The 23,334-nt window shown below is 44.2% G+C and carries 23 protein-coding genes; 10 read left to right on the forward strand and 13 right to left on the reverse strand.

All coding sequences use genetic code 11. From position 1 onward, the window contains the following. Positions 1–152: 152 nt before the first annotated feature. The 3 genes from GCHA_RS00630 to GCHA_RS00640 all read right to left on the reverse strand — a co-directional run bounded on the left by GCHA_RS00630 (position 153) and on the right by GCHA_RS00640 (position 4,038). Positions 153–854 (reverse strand): RluA family pseudouridine synthase, encoded by a 702-nt coding sequence (locus GCHA_RS00630; protein WP_318248899.1) that lies wholly within the window; start codon positions 852–854, stop codon positions 153–155. Then, positions 844–2,394, reverse strand: coding sequence for a DNA recombination protein RmuC (gene rmuC, locus GCHA_RS00635; RefSeq protein ID WP_007984024.1), 1,551 nt, complete (start codon positions 2,392–2,394; stop codon positions 844–846). The genes GCHA_RS00630 and rmuC overlap by 11 nt, the downstream gene beginning before the upstream one ends. A gap of 120 nt (positions 2,395–2,514) precedes the next feature. Beyond that, on the reverse strand, positions 2,515–4,038 hold the full coding sequence (locus GCHA_RS00640; protein WP_007984025.1) for a fumarate hydratase: 1,524 nt from the start codon (positions 4,036–4,038) through the stop codon (positions 2,515–2,517). A gap of 138 nt (positions 4,039–4,176) precedes the next feature. Here GCHA_RS00640 and pabB point away from each other — a divergent pair, with 138 nt between their 5' ends. The 3 genes from pabB to GCHA_RS00655 all read left to right on the forward strand — a co-directional run bounded on the left by pabB (position 4,177) and on the right by GCHA_RS00655 (position 7,780). Next, positions 4,177–5,673 carry an aminodeoxychorismate synthase component I gene (gene pabB / locus GCHA_RS00645; protein WP_007984026.1) on the forward strand — a complete coding sequence of 499 codons (1,497 nt, stop codon included), beginning with the start codon at positions 4,177–4,179 and terminating at the stop codon, positions 5,671–5,673. A 4-nt stretch (positions 5,674–5,677) separates the two neighbouring features. Beyond that, entirely contained in the window at positions 5,678–6,271 is a 594-nt protein-coding gene (locus GCHA_RS00650) for a CoA pyrophosphatase (protein WP_007984027.1), read from the forward strand. A gap of 135 nt (positions 6,272–6,406) precedes the next feature. Further along, complete coding sequence (locus tag GCHA_RS00655; protein WP_007984028.1) at positions 6,407–7,780, forward strand: L-serine ammonia-lyase; 1,374 nt, start codon at positions 6,407–6,409, stop codon at positions 7,778–7,780. Positions 7,781–7,901: 121 nt separating this feature from the next. Here GCHA_RS00655 and cysB read toward each other — a convergent pair whose 3' ends face one another. Then, complete coding sequence (gene cysB / locus GCHA_RS00660; RefSeq protein ID WP_007984029.1) at positions 7,902–8,876, reverse strand: HTH-type transcriptional regulator CysB; 975 nt, start codon at positions 8,874–8,876, stop codon at positions 7,902–7,904. Between the two features lie 195 nt (positions 8,877–9,071). On the opposite strand from cysB, the gene GCHA_RS00665 reads away from it, so the two are divergent. Together GCHA_RS00665 and GCHA_RS00670 are read left to right on the forward strand one after the other, a co-directional pair. After that, the gene (locus GCHA_RS00665) at positions 9,072–9,767 is read left to right on the forward strand and encodes a sensor histidine kinase (protein WP_007984030.1); all 696 of its coding nucleotides are present in this window, start codon (positions 9,072–9,074) and stop codon (positions 9,765–9,767) included. A gap of 41 nt (positions 9,768–9,808) precedes the next feature. Beyond that, on the forward strand, positions 9,809–10,576 hold the full coding sequence (locus GCHA_RS00670; RefSeq protein ID WP_318248900.1) for a hypothetical protein: 768 nt from the start codon (positions 9,809–9,811) through the stop codon (positions 10,574–10,576). A gap of 62 nt (positions 10,577–10,638) precedes the next feature. Here the strand turns inward: GCHA_RS00670 and GCHA_RS00675 are convergent, their stop codons facing one another. Then, entirely contained in the window at positions 10,639–11,532 is an 894-nt protein-coding gene (locus GCHA_RS00675; protein ID WP_007984032.1) for a LysR family transcriptional regulator, read from the reverse strand. Between the two features lie 119 nt (positions 11,533–11,651). Between GCHA_RS00675 and GCHA_RS00680 the strand changes: the two genes are divergently transcribed. From GCHA_RS00680 to GCHA_RS00690, 3 genes are all read left to right on the forward strand, one after another. Continuing rightward, positions 11,652–12,371 (forward strand): CoA transferase subunit A, encoded by a 720-nt coding sequence (locus tag GCHA_RS00680; protein ID WP_007984033.1) that lies wholly within the window; start codon positions 11,652–11,654, stop codon positions 12,369–12,371. A 9-nt stretch (positions 12,372–12,380) separates the two neighbouring features. Then, positions 12,381–13,049 carry a 3-oxoacid CoA-transferase subunit B gene (locus GCHA_RS00685; protein ID WP_007984034.1) on the forward strand — a complete coding sequence of 223 codons (669 nt, stop codon included), beginning with the start codon at positions 12,381–12,383 and terminating at the stop codon, positions 13,047–13,049. A gap of 81 nt (positions 13,050–13,130) precedes the next feature. Further along, complete coding sequence (locus GCHA_RS00690) at positions 13,131–14,471, forward strand: DEAD/DEAH box helicase (protein WP_007984035.1); 1,341 nt, start codon at positions 13,131–13,133, stop codon at positions 14,469–14,471. A 67-nt stretch (positions 14,472–14,538) separates the two neighbouring features. On the opposite strand, the gene GCHA_RS00695 is transcribed toward GCHA_RS00690, so the two are convergent. Together GCHA_RS00695 and GCHA_RS00700 are read right to left on the reverse strand one after the other, a co-directional pair. Further along, the gene (locus GCHA_RS00695; protein WP_007984036.1) at positions 14,539–15,090 is read right to left on the reverse strand and encodes an NAD(P)H nitroreductase; all 552 of its coding nucleotides are present in this window, start codon (positions 15,088–15,090) and stop codon (positions 14,539–14,541) included. A gap of 116 nt (positions 15,091–15,206) precedes the next feature. Further along, positions 15,207–15,827 carry an HvfX family Cu-binding RiPP maturation protein gene (locus tag GCHA_RS00700; protein WP_007984037.1) on the reverse strand — a complete coding sequence of 207 codons (621 nt, stop codon included), beginning with the start codon at positions 15,825–15,827 and terminating at the stop codon, positions 15,207–15,209. A gap of 201 nt (positions 15,828–16,028) precedes the next feature. On the opposite strand from GCHA_RS00700, the gene GCHA_RS00705 reads away from it, so the two are divergent. Continuing rightward, complete coding sequence (locus GCHA_RS00705) at positions 16,029–16,484, forward strand: HAD family hydrolase (RefSeq protein ID WP_007984039.1); 456 nt, start codon at positions 16,029–16,031, stop codon at positions 16,482–16,484. A gap of 70 nt (positions 16,485–16,554) precedes the next feature. Here GCHA_RS00705 and miaE read toward each other — a convergent pair whose 3' ends face one another. After that, positions 16,555–17,307, reverse strand: a complete 753-nt coding sequence (gene miaE / locus GCHA_RS00710) for a tRNA isopentenyl-2-thiomethyl-A-37 hydroxylase MiaE (RefSeq protein ID WP_007984040.1) — start codon at positions 17,305–17,307, stop codon at positions 16,555–16,557. A 315-nt stretch (positions 17,308–17,622) separates the two neighbouring features. On the opposite strand from miaE, the gene GCHA_RS00715 reads away from it, so the two are divergent. Further along, positions 17,623–18,222 (forward strand): Yip1 family protein, encoded by a 600-nt coding sequence (locus GCHA_RS00715; protein WP_007984041.1) that lies wholly within the window; start codon positions 17,623–17,625, stop codon positions 18,220–18,222. Between the two features lie 82 nt (positions 18,223–18,304). On the opposite strand, the gene purF is transcribed toward GCHA_RS00715, so the two are convergent. The 5 genes from purF to accD form a co-directional block, all read right to left on the reverse strand. After that, positions 18,305–19,825, reverse strand: coding sequence for an amidophosphoribosyltransferase (gene purF, locus GCHA_RS00720; protein WP_007984042.1), 1,521 nt, complete (start codon positions 19,823–19,825; stop codon positions 18,305–18,307). A 26-nt stretch (positions 19,826–19,851) separates the two neighbouring features. Continuing rightward, positions 19,852–20,340, reverse strand: a complete 489-nt coding sequence (locus tag GCHA_RS00725; protein ID WP_007984043.1) for a CvpA family protein — start codon at positions 20,338–20,340, stop codon at positions 19,852–19,854. Between the two features lie 135 nt (positions 20,341–20,475). After that, positions 20,476–21,114 carry an SPOR domain-containing protein gene (locus GCHA_RS00730; protein ID WP_007984044.1) on the reverse strand — a complete coding sequence of 213 codons (639 nt, stop codon included), beginning with the start codon at positions 21,112–21,114 and terminating at the stop codon, positions 20,476–20,478. Continuing rightward, positions 21,111–22,391, reverse strand: coding sequence for a bifunctional tetrahydrofolate synthase/dihydrofolate synthase (gene folC, locus GCHA_RS00735; RefSeq protein ID WP_007984045.1), 1,281 nt, complete (start codon positions 22,389–22,391; stop codon positions 21,111–21,113). The genes GCHA_RS00730 and folC overlap by 4 nt, the downstream gene beginning before the upstream one ends. Before the next feature lie 15 nt (positions 22,392–22,406). Continuing rightward, positions 22,407–23,255 carry an acetyl-CoA carboxylase, carboxyltransferase subunit beta gene (gene accD / locus GCHA_RS00740; protein ID WP_007984046.1) on the reverse strand — a complete coding sequence of 283 codons (849 nt, stop codon included), beginning with the start codon at positions 23,253–23,255 and terminating at the stop codon, positions 22,407–22,409. Between the last annotated feature and the right edge of the window lie 79 nt (positions 23,256–23,334).

Consider the following 23,334-nt stretch of genomic DNA (forward strand, 5'->3'; position numbering starts at 1 on the left):
ATTAACGTGGAATGGTATTATACAAGAAATTGACGCTCATTAGAGACAATAAAATTAAGGAGTGTAAAAAATACTAACTATTTCATATTCCGATGAACGAGCTTAATGTAAATATGACCCTGTGATCGCAGACATGTAATGTTGGCCGAATGTTAGAAGCGACACGGCGCTTCGATTGTCATGGGCTGGTTCGAGTAGGGATGCAAAAATTCAATCCAAGATGCATGAAGTAATAGGCGCTCAGCGAGTTGTTCGCTCTGGTCATTCGCATATAAGTCACAGCCTAAAATTGGATGCCCCATCGCCAAACTGTGTATCCGTAATTGATGGGTGCGCCCCGTTTCAGGTGTGAACTCGACGCGAGTTCTAGGCGGGTTTTCGAGGTACTCAATAACGCGGTAATGGCTGATGGCTTCTTTGCCCTGTTCAAAACATATTTTTTGTCGCGGAAAATTAGCAGGATCTTTCGCTATAGGCACACTCACCCTGCCCTCGGGATCCTGGATCTTACCGAATAACACGGCGCTATAGCGCTTCTTTACGCTACGCGCTTGAAATTGCTTGGTAAGCTCGCCATTGCTTTTTTTATCAAGGGCAAGTAGCAATACCCCTGACGTGCCAAAGTCTAGCCGATGAGCCATCAACGCGGTTGGAAACTGCTTCACGATACGGTAGTGCACAGAATCTTTATTCAAGGGGTTCTTCCCCGATAGACTGAGCAAACCACTGGGCTTGTTCACTGCCAATAAATAGTCGTCTTGATACAAGACCGTCACCGCCTCAAAGCAAGGCGGGGCAATGAAACTGTCGACTATGGGCGTCTCGACAATTTTTTGGGGAATGTCATTTTTCATCGTGTTGCTCAGAAGCGTTACTGAGCGAATCTTGATTATCTTCAAACGGCTCGTTGTTAGGCAGCGCAAAGTCGTCATCTTGTAGTAAACGTGCATCGAGTTTTTTGTTTGACTGCACACCTAAGGCTTTAAATTGCTCAGCTTGGCGGATCAGATTGCCTTTACCCGTGGTGAGCTTATTCATGGCAGCATCATAGTTACGCTGCGTGGACTCCATAGATTTACCCACTTTTTCCATGTCGCTAACGAACCCATGAAATTTGTCGTACAGCTTTCCTGCGTTTGCGGCAATTTTCTGGGCGTTTTGATTTTGATATTCGTACTGCCAAATATTATTAATCGTGCGCAGTGCCACCAATAAGTTCGTCGGGCTGACTAACATTATATTGTTGTCAAACGCCAATTTTACCAATTCAGGCGCATGTTCAGCAGCGAGTAAGAATGCCGGTTCGATTGGAATAAACATCAAAACGTAATCTAGGGAGCGTAAGCCTTTTAAATCTTGATAATCTTTATTACCTAACTCTTTGATGTGGTTGCGCAAAGAGGCAACATGTTGATTCAAGTAGACTTGTCGAGACTCCTCATGCTCTTCGTTAAAGTACCGCTCATAAGCCGCAAGTGATACTTTTGAATCGATTACCACGTCTTTGTCATTCGGCAAATGTACCACCACATCCGGTTGATAACTTTTGCCGCTATCATTTTTTAAAGCAACTTGGGTGTCAAACTCATGCCCCTCACGCAGCCCTGACTCCTTTAATACCCGTTCAAGTACCACTTCGCCCCAATTTCCTTGCTGCTTGTTGTCACCTTTTAAAGCTTTGGTCAAGGCAGCGGCATCTTGGGTGATTTGTCGGTTTAACTCCTTTAAACCCAAAATTTCTGTTTTTAGAGAAGCTCTTTCTTGACCTTCACGCACATATTGATCGCTGACCTGTTTTTTGAACCCTTCAATCTGGTCTTTCAATGGGTTGAGTAACGCATCTAGCCCTGCTTTACTCGATTGCTGAAAAGAGTTGTTTTTTTGTTCAAAAATCTTGTTTGCTAGGTTTTCAAACTGTTGCTGTAAACGTTGCTCAGATGATTCAAGTAATGCGAGCTTTTCGTCACTGGCTAGTTTTTCTTGTTCGAAACGGGCCGTTTTTTCCGCTAGTTCTTCACGCAAGTCTGATGCGTGTTGCTGAATTTGCTGATAATGGCCCTGCCAACGCTTGCTATCTTGCTCAAGCACAGGAATACGTGCGACTTGCTGCGTTAACTGCCCAAGTTCATTTTGTTGACTTAACTGCACCTGACGTAACTGCGTATTCTCGCTAGTAGACGTATGCAGTGCGTCTTTTAAATCTAAAATTTGTTGCTGAACATAACCCTGCGATTGTTGGTAATGTTGCTCTAACTGGCTTTTTATTTCTACATGCTTACGGCGTGATAACAATGCATTTATCCACCAGCCGCTAACGATACCCAAGGCGGCGATCGCGCCAAGTAACATTAATAAATTGGGATCATCAAAGGAGAATTGTGCAAGAAAATTCATAGGGTAAAAACGGTCCTGTAACTGAAAAGTATAATGGAGAAACCAAAGCGTATTGGCGCAGAATGTAGCATAAAAAAAGGCGCCATTAATACGGCGCCTATTTTGGATTGAATGAGAAAATTACGCGGTTGCGTTAGCTTCTTGTATTTTCACCTTCCAAATTGCCGGTCCAGTTTCATGGGCATTGGCACCTGTGCTATCTACCGCAACGGTGACTGGCATATCTTTGACTTCAAACTCATAGATGGCTTCCATTCCTAGGTCTTCAAAGGCTACAACCCGTGACTTTTTGATGGCTTTAGACACCAAGTAAGCTGCCCCGCCCACTGCCATCAAGTAAACCGCTTTGTGTTTGGCAATGCTATTCACTGTAGCTGGGCCGCGCTCTGCTTTGCCAATCATGCCGATAAGCCCGGTTTGCTCTAGCATTAAATCAGTGAATTTATCCATACGCGTTGCAGTAGTTGGTCCGGCGGGACCAACTACTTCGTCACCTACTGCATCAACAGGGCCAACGTAGTAAATGAAACGGTCCGTTAAATCAACGCCATCAGGTAAACCTTCACCGCTATCCAACATGGTTTGAATACGTTTATGAGCCGCATCACGACCGGTTAACATCTTGCCCGAAAGCAATACAGTTTCCCCTACTTTCCACTCTTGAATGTCTTCTTTTTTAACGTCATCTAAGTTCACCCGGCGAGTGTCTTTGCTGACTTCCCACGTTACTTCAGGCCAATCATTCAAATCAGGTGGCGTAAATTCAGCTGCGCCCGAGCCATCAAGATGGAAATGTGCATGACGGGTTGCTGCACAGTTAGGGATCATGGTCACAGGAAGTGAAGCAGCATGGGTAGGCAATGACTTGATTTTTATATCGACGACGGTTGTTAAACCACCAAGGCCTTGGGCACCAATCCCTAAGTCATTTACTTTCTTAAAGATTTCTAAGCGTAGCTTTTCTTCGGTCGTTTCGGCGCCTCTGTCCATGAGTTCTTGGATATCAACGGGATCCATCAAGCTCTCTTTAGCCAATACCGCTGATTTTTCAGCTGTGCCACCGATGCCTATACCAAGCATCCCTGGTGGGCACCAACCAGCTCCCATAGTAGGTAACGTTTTGACGACCCAATCTGCGATGCTGTCATTGGGGTTTAGCATAACCATTTTAGATTTGTTTTCTGAACCGCCCCCTTTCGCGGCAATCATTACTTCAATACCTTCCCCTGGCACAGTATCGATGTGCACAACGGCTGGGGTATTGTCTTTGGTGTTTTTACGTGCGCCAGCAGGGTCAGCAACGATAGAAGCCCGCAATGGGTTGTCTTTGTTGTTGTAAGCGCGGCGTGTACCTTCATCAACCATTTGTTGAACCGTCAGGTCAGTTTTATCCCACTGTACGCCCATGCCAATTTTCACAAAACAGGTCACTATGCCTGTGTCTTGGCATAACGGACGTTTGCCTTCAGCTGACATACGCGAATTAATCAGTATTTGCGCCATTGCATCTTTCGCAGCCTGGCTTTCTTCCTTGTTGTAGGCCTTCTCGACGGCCTTGATATAATCTAGCGGGTGATAATAGGAAATAAACTGCAAAGAATCTTCAATGCTATCGATAAAGTCCTGTTGACGGATAACAGCCATAGTTGCCTCTTGTTTGATGTGTCACATAGTTTCGACAAAGTCACGTCAAAGCGCTCGACAATTGTCGTTCGTAGGTCGCGCATATGATAACCTGTGATGATTGATTGCTCCACGATAAATCGCCTTCTACGTCCCGCAATGCGTGTTTTAGGCAATTATCAAACGATTGAACTCGCTAAACTTAACGGAAATTCAGCTTTGCCAACCCTTACCATCACCCCGCTAACCACAACTAAAAACCCCAGTATGAGTCACTTGTTCCAGCACTTTTCCAAACAAGATTGGGCCATATTACTCGACTCAGCGGACAGCACTCACATTGATGGCCGATACGATATGATGGTGGCAAACCCTATCGCAACACTCGTTACCAAGGGAAATAGCACGCAAATTTGTTATCCGCTACAGCCGCAAAACAATGACCTTAGCCACAGCGATCCTATGTCTTTGGTGCAAACCGTGTTAGAGCAATGTTTAGGCAAACATACTGATTTAGAACAAACACCTTCAGGGAATTCGTCTTCACTGCCCTTTAAGGCGGGCGCTATGGGCTATTTTGGTTACGATTTGGGTCGCAGGTTCGAGGATTTGCCGCAACAGGCAATGGACCCGTATTTAGCACCTGATATGGCAGTCGGCATTTATCATTGGGCTGTCATTAAAGACAACCACACCCAGCAGTTTTACTTATGCCATTTTCCCATTGCACAAACCGACAACGCACCGACTGCCGCTGAGTTAAACGCCTTATTAGAAGATAGTGATGAAAATGATACCGGCCTTGCAGAGACTTTTACTCTAAATGGACAGTGGCAGTCTAATATGGAGCAAAGCCAGTACGTTAAAAAAATAGACACCATTAACGCCTATTTACATAGCGGTGACTGCTATCAAGTCAACCTGGCCCAGCGTTTTGATGCCCCATACACTGGGGATGAATACCAAGCATATTTACGCTTACGTCGTGCCAACAAAGCGCCGTTTTCTGCTTTTATACGCGTTCCAGAAGCCGTGATAATCAGTATTTCGCCGGAACGGTTTTTGTCGGTTGATAGACAGGGCAAGGTGCAAACTAAGCCCATTAAAGGCACCCGCCCTCGTTCTTCAGATAAAGCGCTAGACCAGCAGAATATTCAAGCGCTGCAGAAATCGAGCAAAGATCAGGCGGAAAACCTAATGATTGTTGACCTACTGCGCAATGATTTGAGCAAATCGTGCGAGCCACACTCGGTAGATGTACCTGCGTTATTTGAAATTGAAAGCTTTGCCGCTGTGCATCATTTGGTGAGCACGGTTACCGGCCAGCTAGCAGAGGAGCACACGCCTCTTTCTTTACTAAGAGGCGCATTTCCAGGAGGCTCTATTACAGGAGCCCCTAAAATTCGCGCCATGCAGATCATTGAAGAGCTAGAGCCTCATAGGCGCAACATCTACTGTGGCAGTATCGGATACTTAGGTATCGACGGAGATATGGACACCAGTATATGTATTCGTACATTATTACTCGAAGATTCACATCTATATTGCTGGGCAGGCGGCGGGATAGTGCTAGATTCATTACCGCTAGACGAATACCAGGAAAGTTTAGACAAAGTGTGTAAAATACTGCCCGTATTAATGGAAGGGAACGCCTAAGCACATGAATAAGAATGAATTTATTTCTCGCTTTCATCATGCTCGCACCATTCAACCTGAAATGGACTATCCCCTACGCACAGCAGGCAAACCTGCAGCTGTGCTAATGCCCATGCTTGAAAAAGAGGGTGAATTGAGCATGTTATTCACATTGCGCGCTCGCCATCTAAAACATCATGCTGGTCAAGTGAGTTTCCCAGGCGGCAAGCAAGAACCAAGCGACGAAAACTTACTGCGTACAGCCTTACGTGAGACCCATGAAGAAATCGGTATTCACCCTCAATGTATTGACGTGATAGGCAGCCTTCCGCGTTATCGCACCGTGAGCCGCTATGAGGTAATCCCATATGTAGGCTTTGTAAGTATGCCCCTTGAATTAACCTTAGATACCAACGAAGTTGAATCCGTGTTTGAGGTTCCTCTTTCGTTCCTACTCGATAGAAACAATCATTTTATTCATTGGGTAAAACGTAAGAATTCAGTTCAGCATCCCATCTACTTTATTAAATGGCATGAACAGGTTATTTGGGGAGCCACAGCTGCCTTTGTGCGCGTGTTATCAAACCATATTGCACAAGACCTTTCAGCCCAGAACTAATACCTGCCTTTCTTACGTTTATCGCAACAAAATCTTTACATTGTTTAATGGCAATATATCGAAATCGATAGTTGTTCCTTTGTCTACAAACCTGCACAATTGACGCCTCAATTATTCAAAAGGTTTTGCGTTTTTATGATCAGTGTTTTTGATATGTTCAGTGTTGGTATTGGCCCGTCTAGTTCACATACTGTGGGCCCCATGCGTGCGGCGAAAGAATTTAACCAACAATTAAAAACACAAGACTTTTTTGCCAAGACAGACGAAGTTCGCGCTGAACTATTTGGTAGCCTAGGGCAAACGGGTAAAGGTCACGGCACAGGCAAAGCAGTGATCCTAGGTTTGCTCGGACATGCACCTGAAAGCGTAGATGCCAGTGCCATAGACGGCATGCTCGAAGAAGTTGAAAAAACGCAAAAATTATTGTTAGACCAAGAGCGTTTAGTGAAGTTTGCGGCCAAAGACGCTATCGTTTTTCACCGCCGCAAAACCCTACCCCATCATGCCAATGGCATGACCATTCATGCGCTACATAAAGGCGATATCATTGCATCCCAATCTTATTATTCAATTGGTGGTGGCTTTATTATTCGCGCTGAAGACTTTTTAGAGCAAAAAACCGCTGCCCTTACCTTAGTAGAAAAACCGGTACCGTTCGCCTTTTCAAGCGCAGAGGAATTAGTCCGCTTGTGTAAAGAAAACGGTCTATCAATAAGTTCGTTGATGTATCGCAACGAACAAGTTTTTCAAACAAAGAATGACATTACCGACAAGCTTTGGCATATCTGGCAGGTGATGGACGAATGCATTCAAACCGGTATAAAAACTGAAGGTATCTTACCTGGTGGCTTAAAAGTAACGCGCAGAGCACCGGGCTTACACCGTCGCCTTCAAAGTGAGAAAAACGCCGACCCTATGGTGGCCATGGACTGGGTGAATTTATTTGCACTGGCCGTTAACGAAGAAAACGCCGCGGGCGGCCGTGTGGTAACCGCCCCAACCAATGGAGCGGCAGGTATTTTACCAGCCGTGCTGTGTTACTTTGATAAGTTTGTGCGTCCTGTAGACAAAGACATTGTCAGTCGCTACTTACTCACTGCTGCCGCTATTGGTATTTTGTATAAAAAGAATGCGTCTATTTCCGGTGCTGAAGTGGGCTGCCAAGGTGAAGTGGGCGTCGCTTGCTCAATGGCAGCAGGCGCATTAACTGAAATAATCGGCGGTTCGGTAGATGCAGTAGAAAACGCCGCCGAAATTGGTATGGAACACAACCTTGGCTTAACGTGCGACCCAGTGGGAGGATTAGTTCAAGTCCCTTGTATTGAACGTAATGCCATGGGCGCAATTAAAGCAATTAACGCCTCTCGCCTAGCCCTGCGTGGTAGTGGTCAGCATAAAGTGTCTCTTGATAAGGTGATTAAAACTATGTGGGATACGGGTAACGACATGAAATCAAAATACAAAGAAACAGCCAGAGGCGGTTTAGCGGTTAACATTATCGAGTGTTAATGCGTTTCATATTTTCGCTCTGGCGCTAGGCACAAAAAAAGAGGCAATATTTTGCCTCTTTTTTTATTTTAGGATGATTAATGTCCGCTTAAGCTCATTTCAAGTACACAAATTGACCGCACTATTTAACCGGTAAGGTTAACCCTTTAAACATACGTTCAACCTCATCGTTATTTTTCTGCATCATGGCTTTTTCAACCACACTCTTGGTTAAGTGCGGTGCAAAGCGTTCAATGAAATCATACATGTAGCTGCGTAAAAACGACCCTTTACGGAAACCAATTTTAGTGGTGCTGTATTCAAACAAGTGACTGGCATCTATTTTAACCAAGTCGCTGTCTAGCTTTTCATCAACCGCCATTGATGCAATCACACCAACACCTACGCCTAGGCGTACATAGGTTTTAATAACATCTGCATCGGTTGCGGTAAAGACAATTTTCGGGTCAAGCCCGGCGCGGCTAAAGGCCTGATCTAACTCTGAACGACCAGTGAAGCCAAATACATAGGTAACCAGTGAATACTGGGCGATATCTTCGATGGTAATAGACGTACTTTGCGCTAACGGATGATCTCGATTAACGATGATGCTGCGATTCCAGTGATAGCATGGCAGCATGACTAGGTCATTGTACAAATGCAGTGCTTCTGTAGCGATGGCAAAGTCTGCTTCGCCTTTTGCCGCTAAATCGCTTATTTGAGAAGGCGTTCCCTGATGCATATGCAATGACACACGAGGGTATTTGTTCATAAACCCTTTAATAACATCAGGTAATGCATAGCGAGCCTGAGTATGAGTGGTCGCTATATTAAGCTTACCTTGATCAGGTAATGTGTGCTCTCTAGAAACCGCTTTGATGCTCTCAACTTTTGCGAGGATCTCTCGCGAAATATTAATTACATCTTGGCCTGCGTCTGTTACATGGGTTAAATGCTTGCCGCTACGGCCAAATATTTGCACCCCAAGTTCATCTTCTAACATACGTACTTGCTTGCTAATACCCGGCTGAGAGGTGTACAAACTTTCGGCTGTTGCCGACACATTCAAATTATTGTTGAGCACCTCAACGATGTAACGAAGCTGTTGTAGTTTCATGGCAATGCCTTGATTGTTATATTCAGAGTTCTATATATATTAATTTCTTATATACCGAGCGGGCCATTAATTCCATAACATTTTAACGAAAATGCTAAATTTTTCGATATGGCCAGACACTAACGCATTGTAAACTAAAGGATACTCGATTTTTATGCTAGTGTATTCTAGTCATTTATCAGCTCACGGTTAAGTATGAACAACGACAACGGACAAATTGATTTTGCCACAGTATTAGCCTCAGCGGTGCACGACATGAAAAATTCTTTATGTCTGCTCATTCAATCCATTGAAAATCTCGGGCACACGCTAAAAGACCAAGATAATGAAGTGGGTGAACATTTCGCTTCTGCACACTACGAAGCGTCTCGCTTAAATACTGGGTTAGTTCAATTATTGTCTTTGTACCGAGCAGGCATGGACAATATGCCACTAAACATAGATGAACACTACATCGAAGATGTCATCGATGAAATACTTGCCACCAATGAGAGCTATATAAATCATAAAAAAATCACCCTAAACATTGAGCAAGAACCCGACTTAATGGGATACTTCGACGCTGATTTAATTAGCTTATTGCTCAACGACATGCTGATTAACTCTATGCGATACAGTAACAAGCATATTTTGCTCAAAGTGTTCAGCGACGCCCATCATCTTATATTTGAAGTACAAGACGACGGACCGGGGTATCCAAATAGTATGCTTGAAGCAAATACTGTCACTATGCAAAATTATGATATCAGCCAAGGGCGAACTGGCCTTGGCTTGTTTTTTGCTAGGTTAATCGCAGAAGCACACAAAGCGCACGACAGCACAGGCTCCATTTCACTTGCGAATGGTGGCTCGTTAGGCGGCAGCGTATTTACCTTAAAAATTCCTGTCTAGCATTTGCCTGTTCAGGTCAGTGGCGAAAAATAGAGTAATAAATGATCTTCCCTATAATAATTGTTCTTATCGTATCGTTAATTGTCATGGCTATCATAGTAAACGCCGTGCAACAGCATCGAAATAAGGTCGAGTCTGAAAAACGCATCGAAGTAGCAAAACAGAAAAACGTTATCGATGAAACGGAAGAAATTATACTTGCCACCGAACACATCAAAGTCAGTCAGCAATTAAAATATATTTTGCAACAGCGTATTCTGAACGCGCTGAAAATTATTGCGCAGATCAACCCAAGTGTGATGGATATTAATAGTCGCCTAGAAGCGGCTAACAATAAATTGAAGGAGTTCGCTGGCAACCAAGAGCCGGTTTCAAGTGACTCGTTCTCCCTGCCTAGTAGCGACAAACAAGTCGTTGTTTACATAAAATGCGTTAAGAAGATGCGCGGTCTGCTGCGCTCTGAATACACAAAAGGACGTGTGGATAGCAGTGCTTTTGTGGTCGAAGACAAGTTTTTAGAACGCCTACAACTTCGGGCAAATGTTGAAACGTTAATGCGCCGAGGTGAATCGTCTATACAAGCTCAACAACTGGGCTCCGCCCGCCAATGCATCGAAAAAGCAATCACCGCCTTGGATAGTCAAGCCCAGCCAGACGACTATATTATTCAGCGCAAGCAAGAGCTAGAAGGGAAACTAAAACAAATTCAAGACAGTTTACGTTCAGCCAATACGGAAGATGTACTCAAACGCAAAGAGTCGGAACGTAATGAGTTAGATGAATTATTCTCAGAAAAGAAAAAATGGTAGAGCAACGAAATGCGCCTTTGTGTATTCACCTTTTCGTATTCGCCTCTGTTTATTCGCCTCTTTTACGGCAAAGGTGATTGTTGATTCACCCAATCCCATAAGGCTTGGGCCGATACAGACATATTGCTTTGCACTTTTTTAACCATTCCTACTCGTTTACTTAGCCCGGGTCCCTTAATAGGCAAACAGACTAAGCCAAGGCGCTGCATTTGCTGCTGACATAACCCGGGTACAATAGACACACCTAGTCCGTGCTCCACAAATTGACCCAAAGTCGCCAATTGCGAAGCTTCGGCAACCATATTTAGCTTTAATGCCAAATGTTCATAATGACTATCGACCCACCTACGGATCGCCGAGCCCCGGTTCATAGCCACAAACGGGTATTGGGCTAGCTGACCCCAACTTACCTCACTGTTTGCACTTAACGCGTGTTTACTTGGTAATACAGCAATAAATTTATCGCTAAACATAGGGTGAAATGTAAGCCCTTCTAATTGCTCAGTTTCAAAGGTAAAGCCCAAGGCGACCCTTTCCTCTAACACCGCTTTAATGACTTGCTCCATCACGATGTCTGCCACGCTCACTTTCACGTTAGGGAACTGTGATTGAAACTGGGACAAAATAGACGGTAAATGCCCAACTGCAAATGATGGCATGGCAGCAATCGACAATTTCCCTCGGCCCATAGAAAAAACCTGCTGCAAATCGCCAAAGGCATCTTGCCAGTCATTCATCAAACGTATAGCTGTGGGCAGAAAATCCTGCCCTTCAGGGCTCAATTGTACTTTTCGGGTGGTGCGCGAGAACAGCGCCCCGCCGACCTGCTCTTCCATTTTTTTGATCGCACTGGAAAGCGCAGGCTGAGACAAGCACATTTTCTGGGCCGCCTCAGCAAATGTTGAAGATTGCGCAACTTGCACAAACGCTTGAAGTTGTCGGTAAGAAACATTCATGACTCAGTGGCTCACACCCTATTAATAAATAAAATTTATTAATAGGCATATTAATTCAACTTTACTATCAAAAGATAGTCTTTATATTGATGTTAAATAAACGTAAACGAGGAATGAACATGGCAGGTTTTGACAAAGTAGTGAGCAGCTACGAAGACGCAATGGCTGGCTTAGAAGACAACATGACCGTTATCGCAGGTGGATTTGGGTTATGCGGTATCCCAGAGGGCCTAATTGGACAAATGAAAAAAATGGGCACCAAAGGCCTTACCATAGTGTCGAACAACTGCGGCGTCGATGGGTTCGGTTTAGGTTTGCTACTTGAAGACAAGCAAGTAAAAAAAATGATTTCGTCTTATGTGGGTGAAAATGCGCTTTTTGAACGTCAATTATTAGATGGCGAGCTTGAAGTAGAGTTAACGCCACAAGGCACCCTAGCAGAAAAAATGCGTGCCGGTGGCGCAGGTATACCCGCTTTCTATACAGCGACCGGCTATGGCACACCTGTAGGTGAAGGAAAAGAAGTAAAAGAATTTAATGGCCGTCCATACATCATGGAAGAATCCATTACTGGAGATTTTGCCATCGTTAAAGCGTGGAAAGCTGACCGATACGGCAACTGTATTTATCGCCACACAGCACAAAACTTTAATCCTATGGCAGCAACTGCTGGTAAAATTACCGTTCTTGAAGTGGAAGAACTCGTTGAGCCAGGTGAAATAGAGCCAAGTCAAATACATACCCCTGGTATCTATATCGACCGCGTGATTGTAGGGCAGTTTGAAAAACGTATTGAACGAAAAGTTTTAGCAAAAAATTCAACCGAGCAAGGGCAATAGGAGATCATCATGGCACTATCAAGAGACCAAATCGCCATGCGTGTGGCACAAGAATTTCACGACGGCGACTATATTAACTTAGGTATTGGTATCCCAACCTTAGCCGCTAATTATGTGCCTGCTGACATGGAAGTGATGTTGCAATCAGAAAACGGATTATTAGGCATGGGCCCTTATCCCACTGAAGAAAACGTAGACGCTGATATGATAAACGCGGGTAAAGAAACCGTTACCGCGGGCGTAGGCGCTTCTATTTTTAGCTCAGCAGAGAGTTTCGCCATGATCCGCGGCGGCCATGTTGACGTTACCGTTCTTGGTGCGTTTGAAGTAGACGTAACCGGTAGCATTGCCTCTTGGATGATCCCAGATAAGTTGATTAAAGGCATGGGCGGAGCAATGGATTTAGTAGCAGGTGCGAAGAACATAATCGTAACCATGACCCATGCCGATAAACACGGGAATTCAAAATTGCTGGAAGCCTGTACCCTCCCCTTGACTGGCGTGAACTGCATTAACCGTATCATCACCGACTTGGCTGTGATTGAAGTCAAAGAGGGAGCGTTTCATTTACTCGAGCGCGCCCCAGGTGTGAGCGTTGAAGAAATAAAAAGCAAAACCGCTGGTAAGTTGATTGTCAGCGACAACGTGCCAGAAATGCGCGTGTCATTAAGCGAATAATCGACAAAACGTAAAATAAAGCTCCATAAAATGTGCGGCAATTGTATAATGCGCCCAATCCCATTTTAGAGTACTTATTTTTTGCAATTTAGCGATTTACCATTAGATCACCGCTTGGGTAAAGCCTTAGAGATTAAAGGGTTTACCCAAGCAACTGAAATTCAAGCGCAAGCCATTCCATATGCCCTTATGGGTAAAGATTTGATTGCCTCGTCAAAAACAGGCTCAGGAAAGACATTAGCTTTCCTGCTACCTGCTGTGCAAAGAGTGTTAACCAAACAACCTCTAAGCCGTAAAGACCCACGAGTGCTCATTCTTGCGCCCACTCGCGAACTGGCGAAACAAGTCTTTTTTCAGCTCAAATGGTTAATTGCAAAGCATCAGTTAAAAGCAGCATTGATACTTGGCGGAGAGAATTTTAACGACCAAGTGAAAGCCCTGCGTCATTACCCTCAGTTTGTTGTGGGTACAGCGGGTCGAATTGCCGATCACCTCTCAGGTAAATCTTTGTATCTAAATGGACTCGAAATGCTCATTATGGATGAAGCTGATCGCATGCTTGATTTAGGCTTCTCTGAGCAGTTAAAACAAATAAATGCAGCCGCTGATCACCGTAAACGCCAGTCCATGATGTTTTCAGCCACCTTAGATAATGCCGCGCTACATCATCTCACTCAATCGATGCTAAAAGCCCCACAGCGGATCAGCATAGGTATTTCCAGCGCTGAGCATAAAGACATACAACAACGTTTCTTTTTAGCCGATAACGTCACCCACAAAGAACGCATGTTAGCCCACATCATCAACGAGAAAGACCATCGTCAGGTGATCGTGTTTACCGCTACCCGTGCCGATACTGAGCGGTTGTCGAGTCTGCTAAAAGAGCAAGGTTTGTACAGCATCGCCTTAAGCGGAAATTTAAGCCAAGGGCAACGCAATAACATCATGAGTGAGTTTGGTCGCGGTCAACAACACATTTTGGTGACCACAGATATCGCCTCTCGCGGTTTAGATTTACTTAACGTTTCTTTAGTGGTGAATTTCGATTTACCTAAACTCGCAGATGAGTATGTACACCGTGTGGGCCGCACCGGTCGTGCGGGTAATAAAGGTGAAGCCGTATCATTTGTAGGGCCCAAAGACTGGGCGAGTTACCTTTCTATCAAAAGCTTTTTACAACAAGAAATCAGCTTTAGCGAAATTGAAGGACAAGAGGCGAAATTTAAAGGATTACGCCCCCCTAAAAAAGCCAAACCCACCGTTAAAAAGCCCGCTGGGAAAAGCGAAAATAACAAAGGGAACGCAGGCTCAGGAGCAAATAATCAAGGGCCTAATCGGGTTAAACCTATGCAAGGAACAGAAGTAGGCGATCGACCCATGAAACGTAAACCACGCAAATCCATTCAAGACGACGAAGAATAACCTACGCTAGAAAAGCGAAAGCTGGACGGTTTCTACCCGTCCAGCATTTTCACTTATTTATATGTCTTTATTTCCACGACTCAAAGAAATCAGCCACATCACGGTTTGGCTTAGGCGACGCATCTGTTACCGGCGTACCTAAATACAAAAAACCGACAATTTCATCATTTTCGGCACATTCTAGTGCCGCTTTAACGTTCTCATCTCGCGCATAACTGCCTGTTCGCCAGATACCATTAAAACCTTGGGCAACCGCTGCCATTTGCATGGCATGCACCGCACAGGACGCAGAAGCCACCTGTTCTACCCAAGGTACTTTCGGATGTTCAGCATATTTAGCGATTGCCACAATCACCATAGGGGCGCGTTTCGGTAACTCTGGTGCGCGCTCAATTTCTTTTTCGGTCATGTCAGCATCGATTGCTGCACGCTCGAAAATATCCCCTAGCTTAGCTAACCCAGATTTTTCACAGACAATAAAACGCCATGGCGACAAACAAGCATGATCTGGGGCACGAAGTGCAGCTTGCATGATATTAGTCAACTCCTCACCTTCCGGTGCAGGCGCTTGGAGTCTAGGATGTGAGCTACGATTAAGTAGCAAGTTTAAGGCGTCCATAAAATAAAAATACCTCAAAGGAAAACAGAATGTAGGCCACCAGTATGGCGACTATCATAGCGCGGAGCAATAAAAAAAGGCGCACAATGCGCCTTGATTTTTATCGTCATTATGCGTTATTCAGGCATAAATTTTTTGCGTAAAAAATAATCCACACTGGTAAATTTGCCGCCGCCGGTAAAAAACAAAGACAGCAACATAAAGAAGTAAGTCATCGCAAATTCAATCCCGTTGTTTAAGATCACAAACTTACCGCTGGATGTCAGCCAATTGTAATTGCCATGCTCTTGCAACAAGTTTTTAGCCGCGGCTAATTTGTCCGGAGCGCTCATTACATTCTCATTTAACATGATTGTCCCATCTGATAGCCAACTAGATGCATCCGCAATAGCTGGCCAGCCATTTGGCCAATGCACGGTAAATGCAGCTACCAGCATAGTAAACATCAATGGAATAGACGCCCAGCGCGTCGCTAAACCAATCAATATAAAGATGCCACCGAGCAGTTCCGCCGCAATCGCCAACGACGCCATTAAAGCTGGCGCAGGCAGACCTAATCCATAATCAGGACTGGCAAACCAATCAACTGTATTGTCAAAACTGCCAAGTTTTGTCCATCCCGCTTGGATCATCACAGGGGCTAAATACAGTCGCAGTAGCAAGGGCGCTATTCCCTCAAAAACCGATGTCTTTTCTAACGTGCGCTGTGCACTTGTGGCTAAATTTAATACGCTCATAATGGTTCCGCTAACAAAATTGTTACTCATTAGATAGCAGATACTCGTAAAAACTTTCAATATAGGCGAATAATAATTAGCCTAGCCCCAGTTCAATCAGGCAAACTGACGGCTAGTTCAAGAGTGTTAACAACGCAATTAATAATGTCTACGGGTAAGGATGTGAGCAAAATATATTTATTTGATTGGGGAAACACTTTAATGGTCGACTTCCCCAGCGCCAATGGAAAAATGCACCTGTGGCAGAACGTTGAAACCGTCAAAGGGGCCACTACCACTCTCAAGCAGCTAGCACAAAAGCACGATATTTATATCGCTACCAATGCAGCAGATTCAAATGAACAGGATATTCAAAAGGCGTTCGAAAGAGTAAATTTAGCGCAATACATTTCCGGCTATTTTTGTTTCGCAAATACTGGGCTGCATAAGACGTCCGCTGACTTTTACCAGCACATCATTAAGCGGTTAAACGTAGAAGCAAGTTCAATAACAATGGTGGGCGATACCTTTGCAAAAGATGTACTCCCTGCCCTTGAATCGGGGGTCAATGCCGTTTGGTATAACCCAAAACACTTGCCGCAACGCGCACTAAACAAGCCCCTCACTAAAAATCAGAGCTTCACGGTTATCAATCAACTAGAAGCACTGCTGCCTTGAAGGAATGTTGCTTCGAATTAAGCACTTTCTTATCCTGTCAAGATGGGCAATGTTTGAGAAAGCCCCGCCTCTAATTCGCGGGGGTGCCGCTGTGAAATTTAAAATCACTATCGGGCTGCCGGATCAAATCCGCTTCTACCTGTGCAAAAAACACAATCCGTGCTGATATGTCATGACCTGCTATTTCTTCGGCTAATGTTAGGTAGTCTTGATAATGACGAGCTTCTGAGCGTAGCAGTGAGATATAAAAATCCCCTAGGGGTTTGTCTAAGAATGGGGCAATTTTAGCAAAACGCTCACAGGAGCGCGCTTCAATGTAAGCACCGCAAATTAGCTTGTCGATGAGTGCATCAGGCTCGTGGGTTTTAACATGCCGTAAAAGCCCTTTTGCATAACGACTCGATTCAATTTTGTCATACTCGATATCGTATTTATGCATCATCTCGAGCACTTGGTAGAAATGATGCAACTCTTCGCGGATAAGCATGACCATTTTGTCGACTAAATCTTGCCCGTAGCGACTTCCAGATTTAACCAGCATAGACTTATCTAATTTTAACTTTTCAAGCTCTCTCCAGTCGCCAATTTGACGATAGGCAAAATCCTCATAGGGCTTTAACCAATCAAGCAAAGCTTTGGCGCTGTCTGCATCCACCGCATAGCGACGAATTAGAAACATCGCACTTTGCGCGGCCTTTAATTCACAAATGAGATGATCCGTCAAAAGTACGGCTAAGTTTTCTTTCTTAACGGCTTCGGTGACCCACTCATCTGGGGTATCACATTTTAAAAACGCTTTTATAGGAGCTAACAAATTTTCCAAACTATATGACCTACACTACACATCAACATTATATCGCTAAACACACGTTAGCCTAACAGCAGCGCATTGTAACATAAGCCTGATACAACACTCCTAATACACGTGGCATTTTCTGCTATCCCCCGGCGTTTTTTCTACAAAATGAAACCGAGTTAAGAGCCACTCTAAATGAAACAAAACAATCGACGTATTACTAAAATTTATAGTCAACATTAAGCTGATGCATAAAACTGTTGACGAATTAACCAACCTACAACAGAATAAACGTTAACCAGTTGTAAATTCATTGTTAAAAACAAAAGAGCGAGTAACTATATGATTTTGAATCACCTGTGGGGATTGTACGCCCATCCTAAAGAAGAATGGCACAGCATTGACGACCGACACGAAACCTACTTTTACAGTTTAAGCCATATTGCTCTTATCTCACTTATCCCCGCCGTAATGACATATTACTCTACCGCCTATCTAGGCTGGAGCATTGGTGTTGGCGATACCATTAAATTAACAAAAGAAAGCGCTGGCATAATGAGCGTCGGCACTTATTTAGGCTTGGTAATAGGCGTATTAGCCTTATCCGTTTTGATTCACGAATTAGCCAAAGCCTTTGATTCAACACCCACTTATACCCAATCACTTGAACTGGCAGCGTATACAGCAACACCTTTATTTATGGTCGGGTTTGCAGCCTTCTATCCGGTTTTATGGTTTGTGATGCTAATTGGCTTAGTAGGCTTAACCTACTCGGTTTATTTGTTGTACACGGGCACGCCCATCTTAATGCACATACCGGAAGAAAAAGGCTTTATCTATGCCAGCTCTGTTGTAACCTGTGGCCTGGTACTTCTCACTATTTTGATGGCTGCATCGGTTATTTTATGGAGTATGGGCATGGGCCCCGTATTTACCGGATAGCGAGTTTTTTAAAACCTCGGATACAAAAAAGCGCTGAACATTCAGCGCTTTTTTATATTGGATTGAATTGAATTGAATAAAGCTATGAATCTTCCTGCATGTTATGCATTTCTAGGTTACTCAACTCCGTTTGAATGCCGGCATTTTTAGCTCCTTCATTACGCAACGTATCAATGCGCTCTAAATAGTTTTGATCTACATCACCTGTGATGTAATTGCCATCGAACACAGACGTTTCAAAACGACCAATCTCCGGATTAAGTTCAGTAACAGCTTCCACTAAGTCACTGATATCTTGAAAAATCAGACCATCGGCACGTATTAGATCACTGATTTCCTCAATTTCACGGCCATAGGCAATCAACTCATTCACCGAGGGCATATCAATACCATATACGTTTGGAAAACGAATTTCCGGAGCAGCAGAGGCAAAATACACTTTCTTAGCACCAGACTCACGCGCCATATCGATGATTTGCTCTGACGTCGTACCACGCACAATAGAGTCATCTACCAGCAAAACGTTTTTGCCAGCAAACTCTGACGAGATCGCATTTAACTTACGACGCACTGATTTACGGCGCATCGTTTGTCCAGGCATGATGAAGGTGCGACCAATATAACGGTTTTTGACAAAGCCTTGGCGGTACGGCAAATTCAACTCAAGGGATATTTGTAGCGCCACATCGGTGGATGTTTCAGGGATAGGAATTACCACATCAATATCCATGTCAGCCCATTCCCGTGCGATTTTCTGACCTAATTTACGGCCCATGTTCACTCGAGATGCATACACAGAAATGCCATCAATGAATGAATCTGGACGCGCGAAGTAAACAAACTCGAAAATACACGGTGCGTTTATCGCTCCATGAGCACATTGCTGGGTATGCAGTTGGCCACTTTCGGTCACATAAATCGCTTCACCTGGTGCTACATCTCGAATAAAAGTAAAACCAACGGCATCGAGTGCAACACTTTCTGAGGCCACCATGTACTCGTCACCAAATTCGGTTTTGCGCTTACCTAAAGCTAAAGGACGAATTCCGAAAGGGTCTCTGAAAGCCAACATGCCATTACCTATGATGGCTGCAACCACTGCATACGCACCGCGTACTTTTTGATGTACTGTTGTTACCGCCTTAAAGACTTCTTCAGGCGTCAGGCTTAAACCTTCACAATTGTGTAGCTCATGGGCAATGATGTTAAGCAGCAACTCAGAATCAGAGGTTGTGTTGATATGCCGCTTGGCAATTCTAAACACTTCGTCTTTCAAGTCATGGGCGTTGGTCAAATTACCATTGTGCGCAAACGCAATACCAAAGGGAGAGTTAACATAGAAGGGCTGCGCTTCAGCGGAACTTGAGCTGCCAGCAGTAGGATAACGAACGTGCCCAATGCCAAACTGACCAGTAAGACGCTTCATGTGACGCGTATGGAATACATCACGGACTAAACCATTGTCTTTACGAAGATGAAATACACCATCATCAATGGTGATGATCCCTGCGGCATCTTGCCCACGATGTTGCAATACGGTCAATGCATCATACAAAGACTGATTTACTGGACTTTTACCTACAATTCCGACAATACCACACATGTGAGTTACCTTTTTATACGGGTCTGTTAAACGGGTTTGATGAAGCTTGAGTTGCCTTGCAAATACTGAAAGAACCACTCTATCACTAAGCTAAATTCTGGAATGAGCAATGATGTTTTCCATCCGTCGGCATCGGCCAATGGAGTAAACGTATCGACAAAAAAGAGTAACGCGCTGACGATTAATACGCCGCGTAACACACCAAATATAGCGCCTAATGCGCGATCAGTGCCTGATAAGCCAGTGTAATGCACTAACTGTGAAATTAAATAATTTAGTAACCCACCGAGTATTAATGTCACGATAAACAAAATCGCAATAGCCACACCATTTCGTATGGTTTGATCATCAATACTAGTAAGGTAAGTAGCCAGGTCTGCGTAAAAGCGGCTAGCAATAAAAAAGGCGCAGAACCAAACAGCTAGCGAAATGGCTTCCTTAACGAAGCCACGTATTAAACTGATAACAGTGGAGAGCAGAATCACACCAATAATGGCGTAGTCTATCCAGTTCATATAAATTGATAAATCCGCTGGTGATGCATAACGTGGCTCAAATGCTTAAGACTCACGCCATGACACTAAATTCGCGCGCATATTACCAAAACTCATCACTAAAATCTTGCTAATTTTAGGATTAATACTGATTCATCACTGAACCGTGAATGGTGTAATACGACCTTTTAAGCCAGTAAGTTTGGTTAATTCAGCTAAGGAGTTTTGCAAGCGCACTTTTTGCAAATCTGGGCCGACAAATACCTTGGTTAAGGTGCCGCTGCTGGTCTGAACCGGCCTTGAAAACGCACGATAACCGCCCTTCTCTAACTTTTCGAGTAATTCTTGCACGTTTTTCTTATGCCTAAATGTTCCCAACTGCACGACCCAACCAGCGCCTTCTAGTAACGCTTTCTCGTAAGCTTGGGTACTGGATTTGGCAGTGTCCTTAGCCGCTACAGGTGTATTTTCCTTCTCGGCTGAAGCTGTCTGAGCAGCTACATCTGCATCATCTTGTTCGTTATTCTCAACACCTGCGTCAGCATTGCTTTGATTTTTATCATCAAGCGCTTTGTCTTCAACTATCTCGATGTCTCTAGAGGCGAGATCCGCAACGTCTTCACTTGAGAAATGGTTAGGGCGCTGTACCGTCTTCACAGCCGGGCGTTCGGGCAGTTCAACAAACAGCTCTTTTTCACTTTGGGTTTTACCACCCAGCAAATCCGGTAAAAAAATAACAGCGATAGCCACTATAATAACCGTACCAATTAATCGATTTTTTAGCGCAGATGTCACTCGTTTAATCCTTCATTCGTTAACCTAAGAATGTCTGATACGGTAAAAAAAGAACCGAATACCACAATCAAGTCTTGCTCATGGGCCAAAGCGTTGGCTTTTTCGAACGCTTGGGCAACCGTGGAAAATTCTAGCACTTTTTGCTGCTCGTCTAATACTGATTTAATTTCACCAGCAGTAGCCCCTCTTGGCACATCTAAGCCCCCCAACATCCACTGGGCACCTAGTTGCGAAAAATCCGCTAGGCTTGCTTTAATATCTTTGTCTTTTAACATTCCAACAACCAAGAAAAGGTTGTTGTAATCACACTTGGCTATTTGCGACAACAGATAGCCAGTAGCGTGGGGGTTATGTGCCACATCCACCATCACTTTGGGTGACTGAGACAGTATTTGGCAACGACCAGGTACACGAGTGCCCTTAATCACATGGGCGATTTGCTCTTCAGTTAAACCAAGTTCAAGTATCTGCAGCACCTGTAATCCGGTAGAGACATTCTGCATGGGAATGTGCGGCAAGGGTAAATGTAAGTAGCTAACGTCATGATTTGTCCAGGTCATAACATCATTTTCAACTTGGTACTCAAAATCTTGTCGTTGCCACCACGCAGAGGCATTGTTTGATGCTACCGCATCTATCAACGCCTGATATTTTACTGACTCCCCTATGACCACAGGTATATTCGGGCGCATAATGCCCGCTTTTTCAGCAGCCACAAGCTCTTTGGTATCTCCTAGCCAATCTTGATGGTCTAAATCGATACTGGTGATTACGGCAATATCAGGTGATACAACATTCACCGCATCTAAACGGCCACCTAGCCCAATTTCAAGTAACGCGATGTCGACGTTCGCATCATGAATAAATTTAAGCCCAGCTAAGGTGCCGAATTCAAAATAGGTCAGTGGGATCTCGCCTCGCGCTCGCTCAACAGCTTGAAACGCACGGCAGTGTGCTTGCTCGCTACCATCTACGCCATTAATACGCACGCGCTCAGTGTAATCGATTAAATGAGGCGAGCTATAAAGCCCCACCTTTTTACCGGCAGCCAAACACGCCTGCTCTATAAACGCGCAAGTAGTACCCTTGCCGTTAGTGCCAGCAACGGTAACAACGATTTGATTTGAGAACGAAATATCAAGTTGCTCGAACACGTTAATAACGCGGCCTAAACCCATTTCGATATTTTTAGGATGTAATGCGCTGAGATGATCCAGCCATTCATTTAAAGACCAGGCCTCGTAATCAGAGGCCTGTTTAGAAGATAAATTTGTCATTAATGTACTGAGGTTTTATGCGTGTTGATGATGCAACTTAGATAATATGCTATGCAGACGGTCGCGCATTTCACGTCTGTCGATAATCACATCAATTGCCCCTTTCTCAAGCAAAAACTCACTGCGCTGAAAGCCTTCAGGTAAGGTTTCACGCACAGTTTGTTCAATAACACGAGGGCCAGCAAAGCCAATAAGTGCTTTAGGTTCAGCAACATTCACATCACCTAACATAGCCAAACTTGCAGAGACACCGCCCATAGTAGGATCAGTGAGAACAGAAATATAAGGCAAGCCCTTCTCGCTCATTTTAGCCAAAGCAGCACTCGTTTTCGCCATTTGCATCAGCGAGAGTAAGGCTTCTTGCATACGTGCGCCGCCACTGGTCGAAAAGCAAATAAGCGGCATATTGTGCTCTAAACACGCTTCAACAGCTTTTACAAAGCGAGCACCCACCACAGAGGCCATAGAACCACCCATAAAGGCAAATTCAAATGCCGCAACAGCTACCGGCATGCCTTTTAACTTACCCTGCATTACAACTAGGGCATCTTTTTCATTGGTGGCTTTTTGTGCAGCAACAATTCTGTCTTTGTATTTCTTCGAATCTTTGAATTTTAGTAAATCTTTTGGCTCAAGTTCCGCACCCAACTCGACGCGCTCACCTTGATCTAAAAATTGATTCAACCGAGCTCGCGCAGAGACGCGCATATGATGATTACATTTAGGACAAACGCCTAATTGTTTTTCTAGCTCAGTTTTATATAGAACCGCATCACATTTACCACATTTGGTCCATATACCTTCAGGTACATTACTTTTAGTGGGTGATTTAGTACGCGGTAATATCTTTTCAATCCAACTCATTAATTTAAACCTTCTTTGGCAATCATATCGTTGTTTTTATTGAAGATATGCAACGACAGATGCAACGATTAATTTTCTA

This window comes from Paraglaciecola chathamensis S18K6 (assembly GCA_000314955.1).
Classification (GTDB): domain Bacteria; phylum Pseudomonadota; class Gammaproteobacteria; order Enterobacterales; family Alteromonadaceae; genus Paraglaciecola; species Paraglaciecola chathamensis.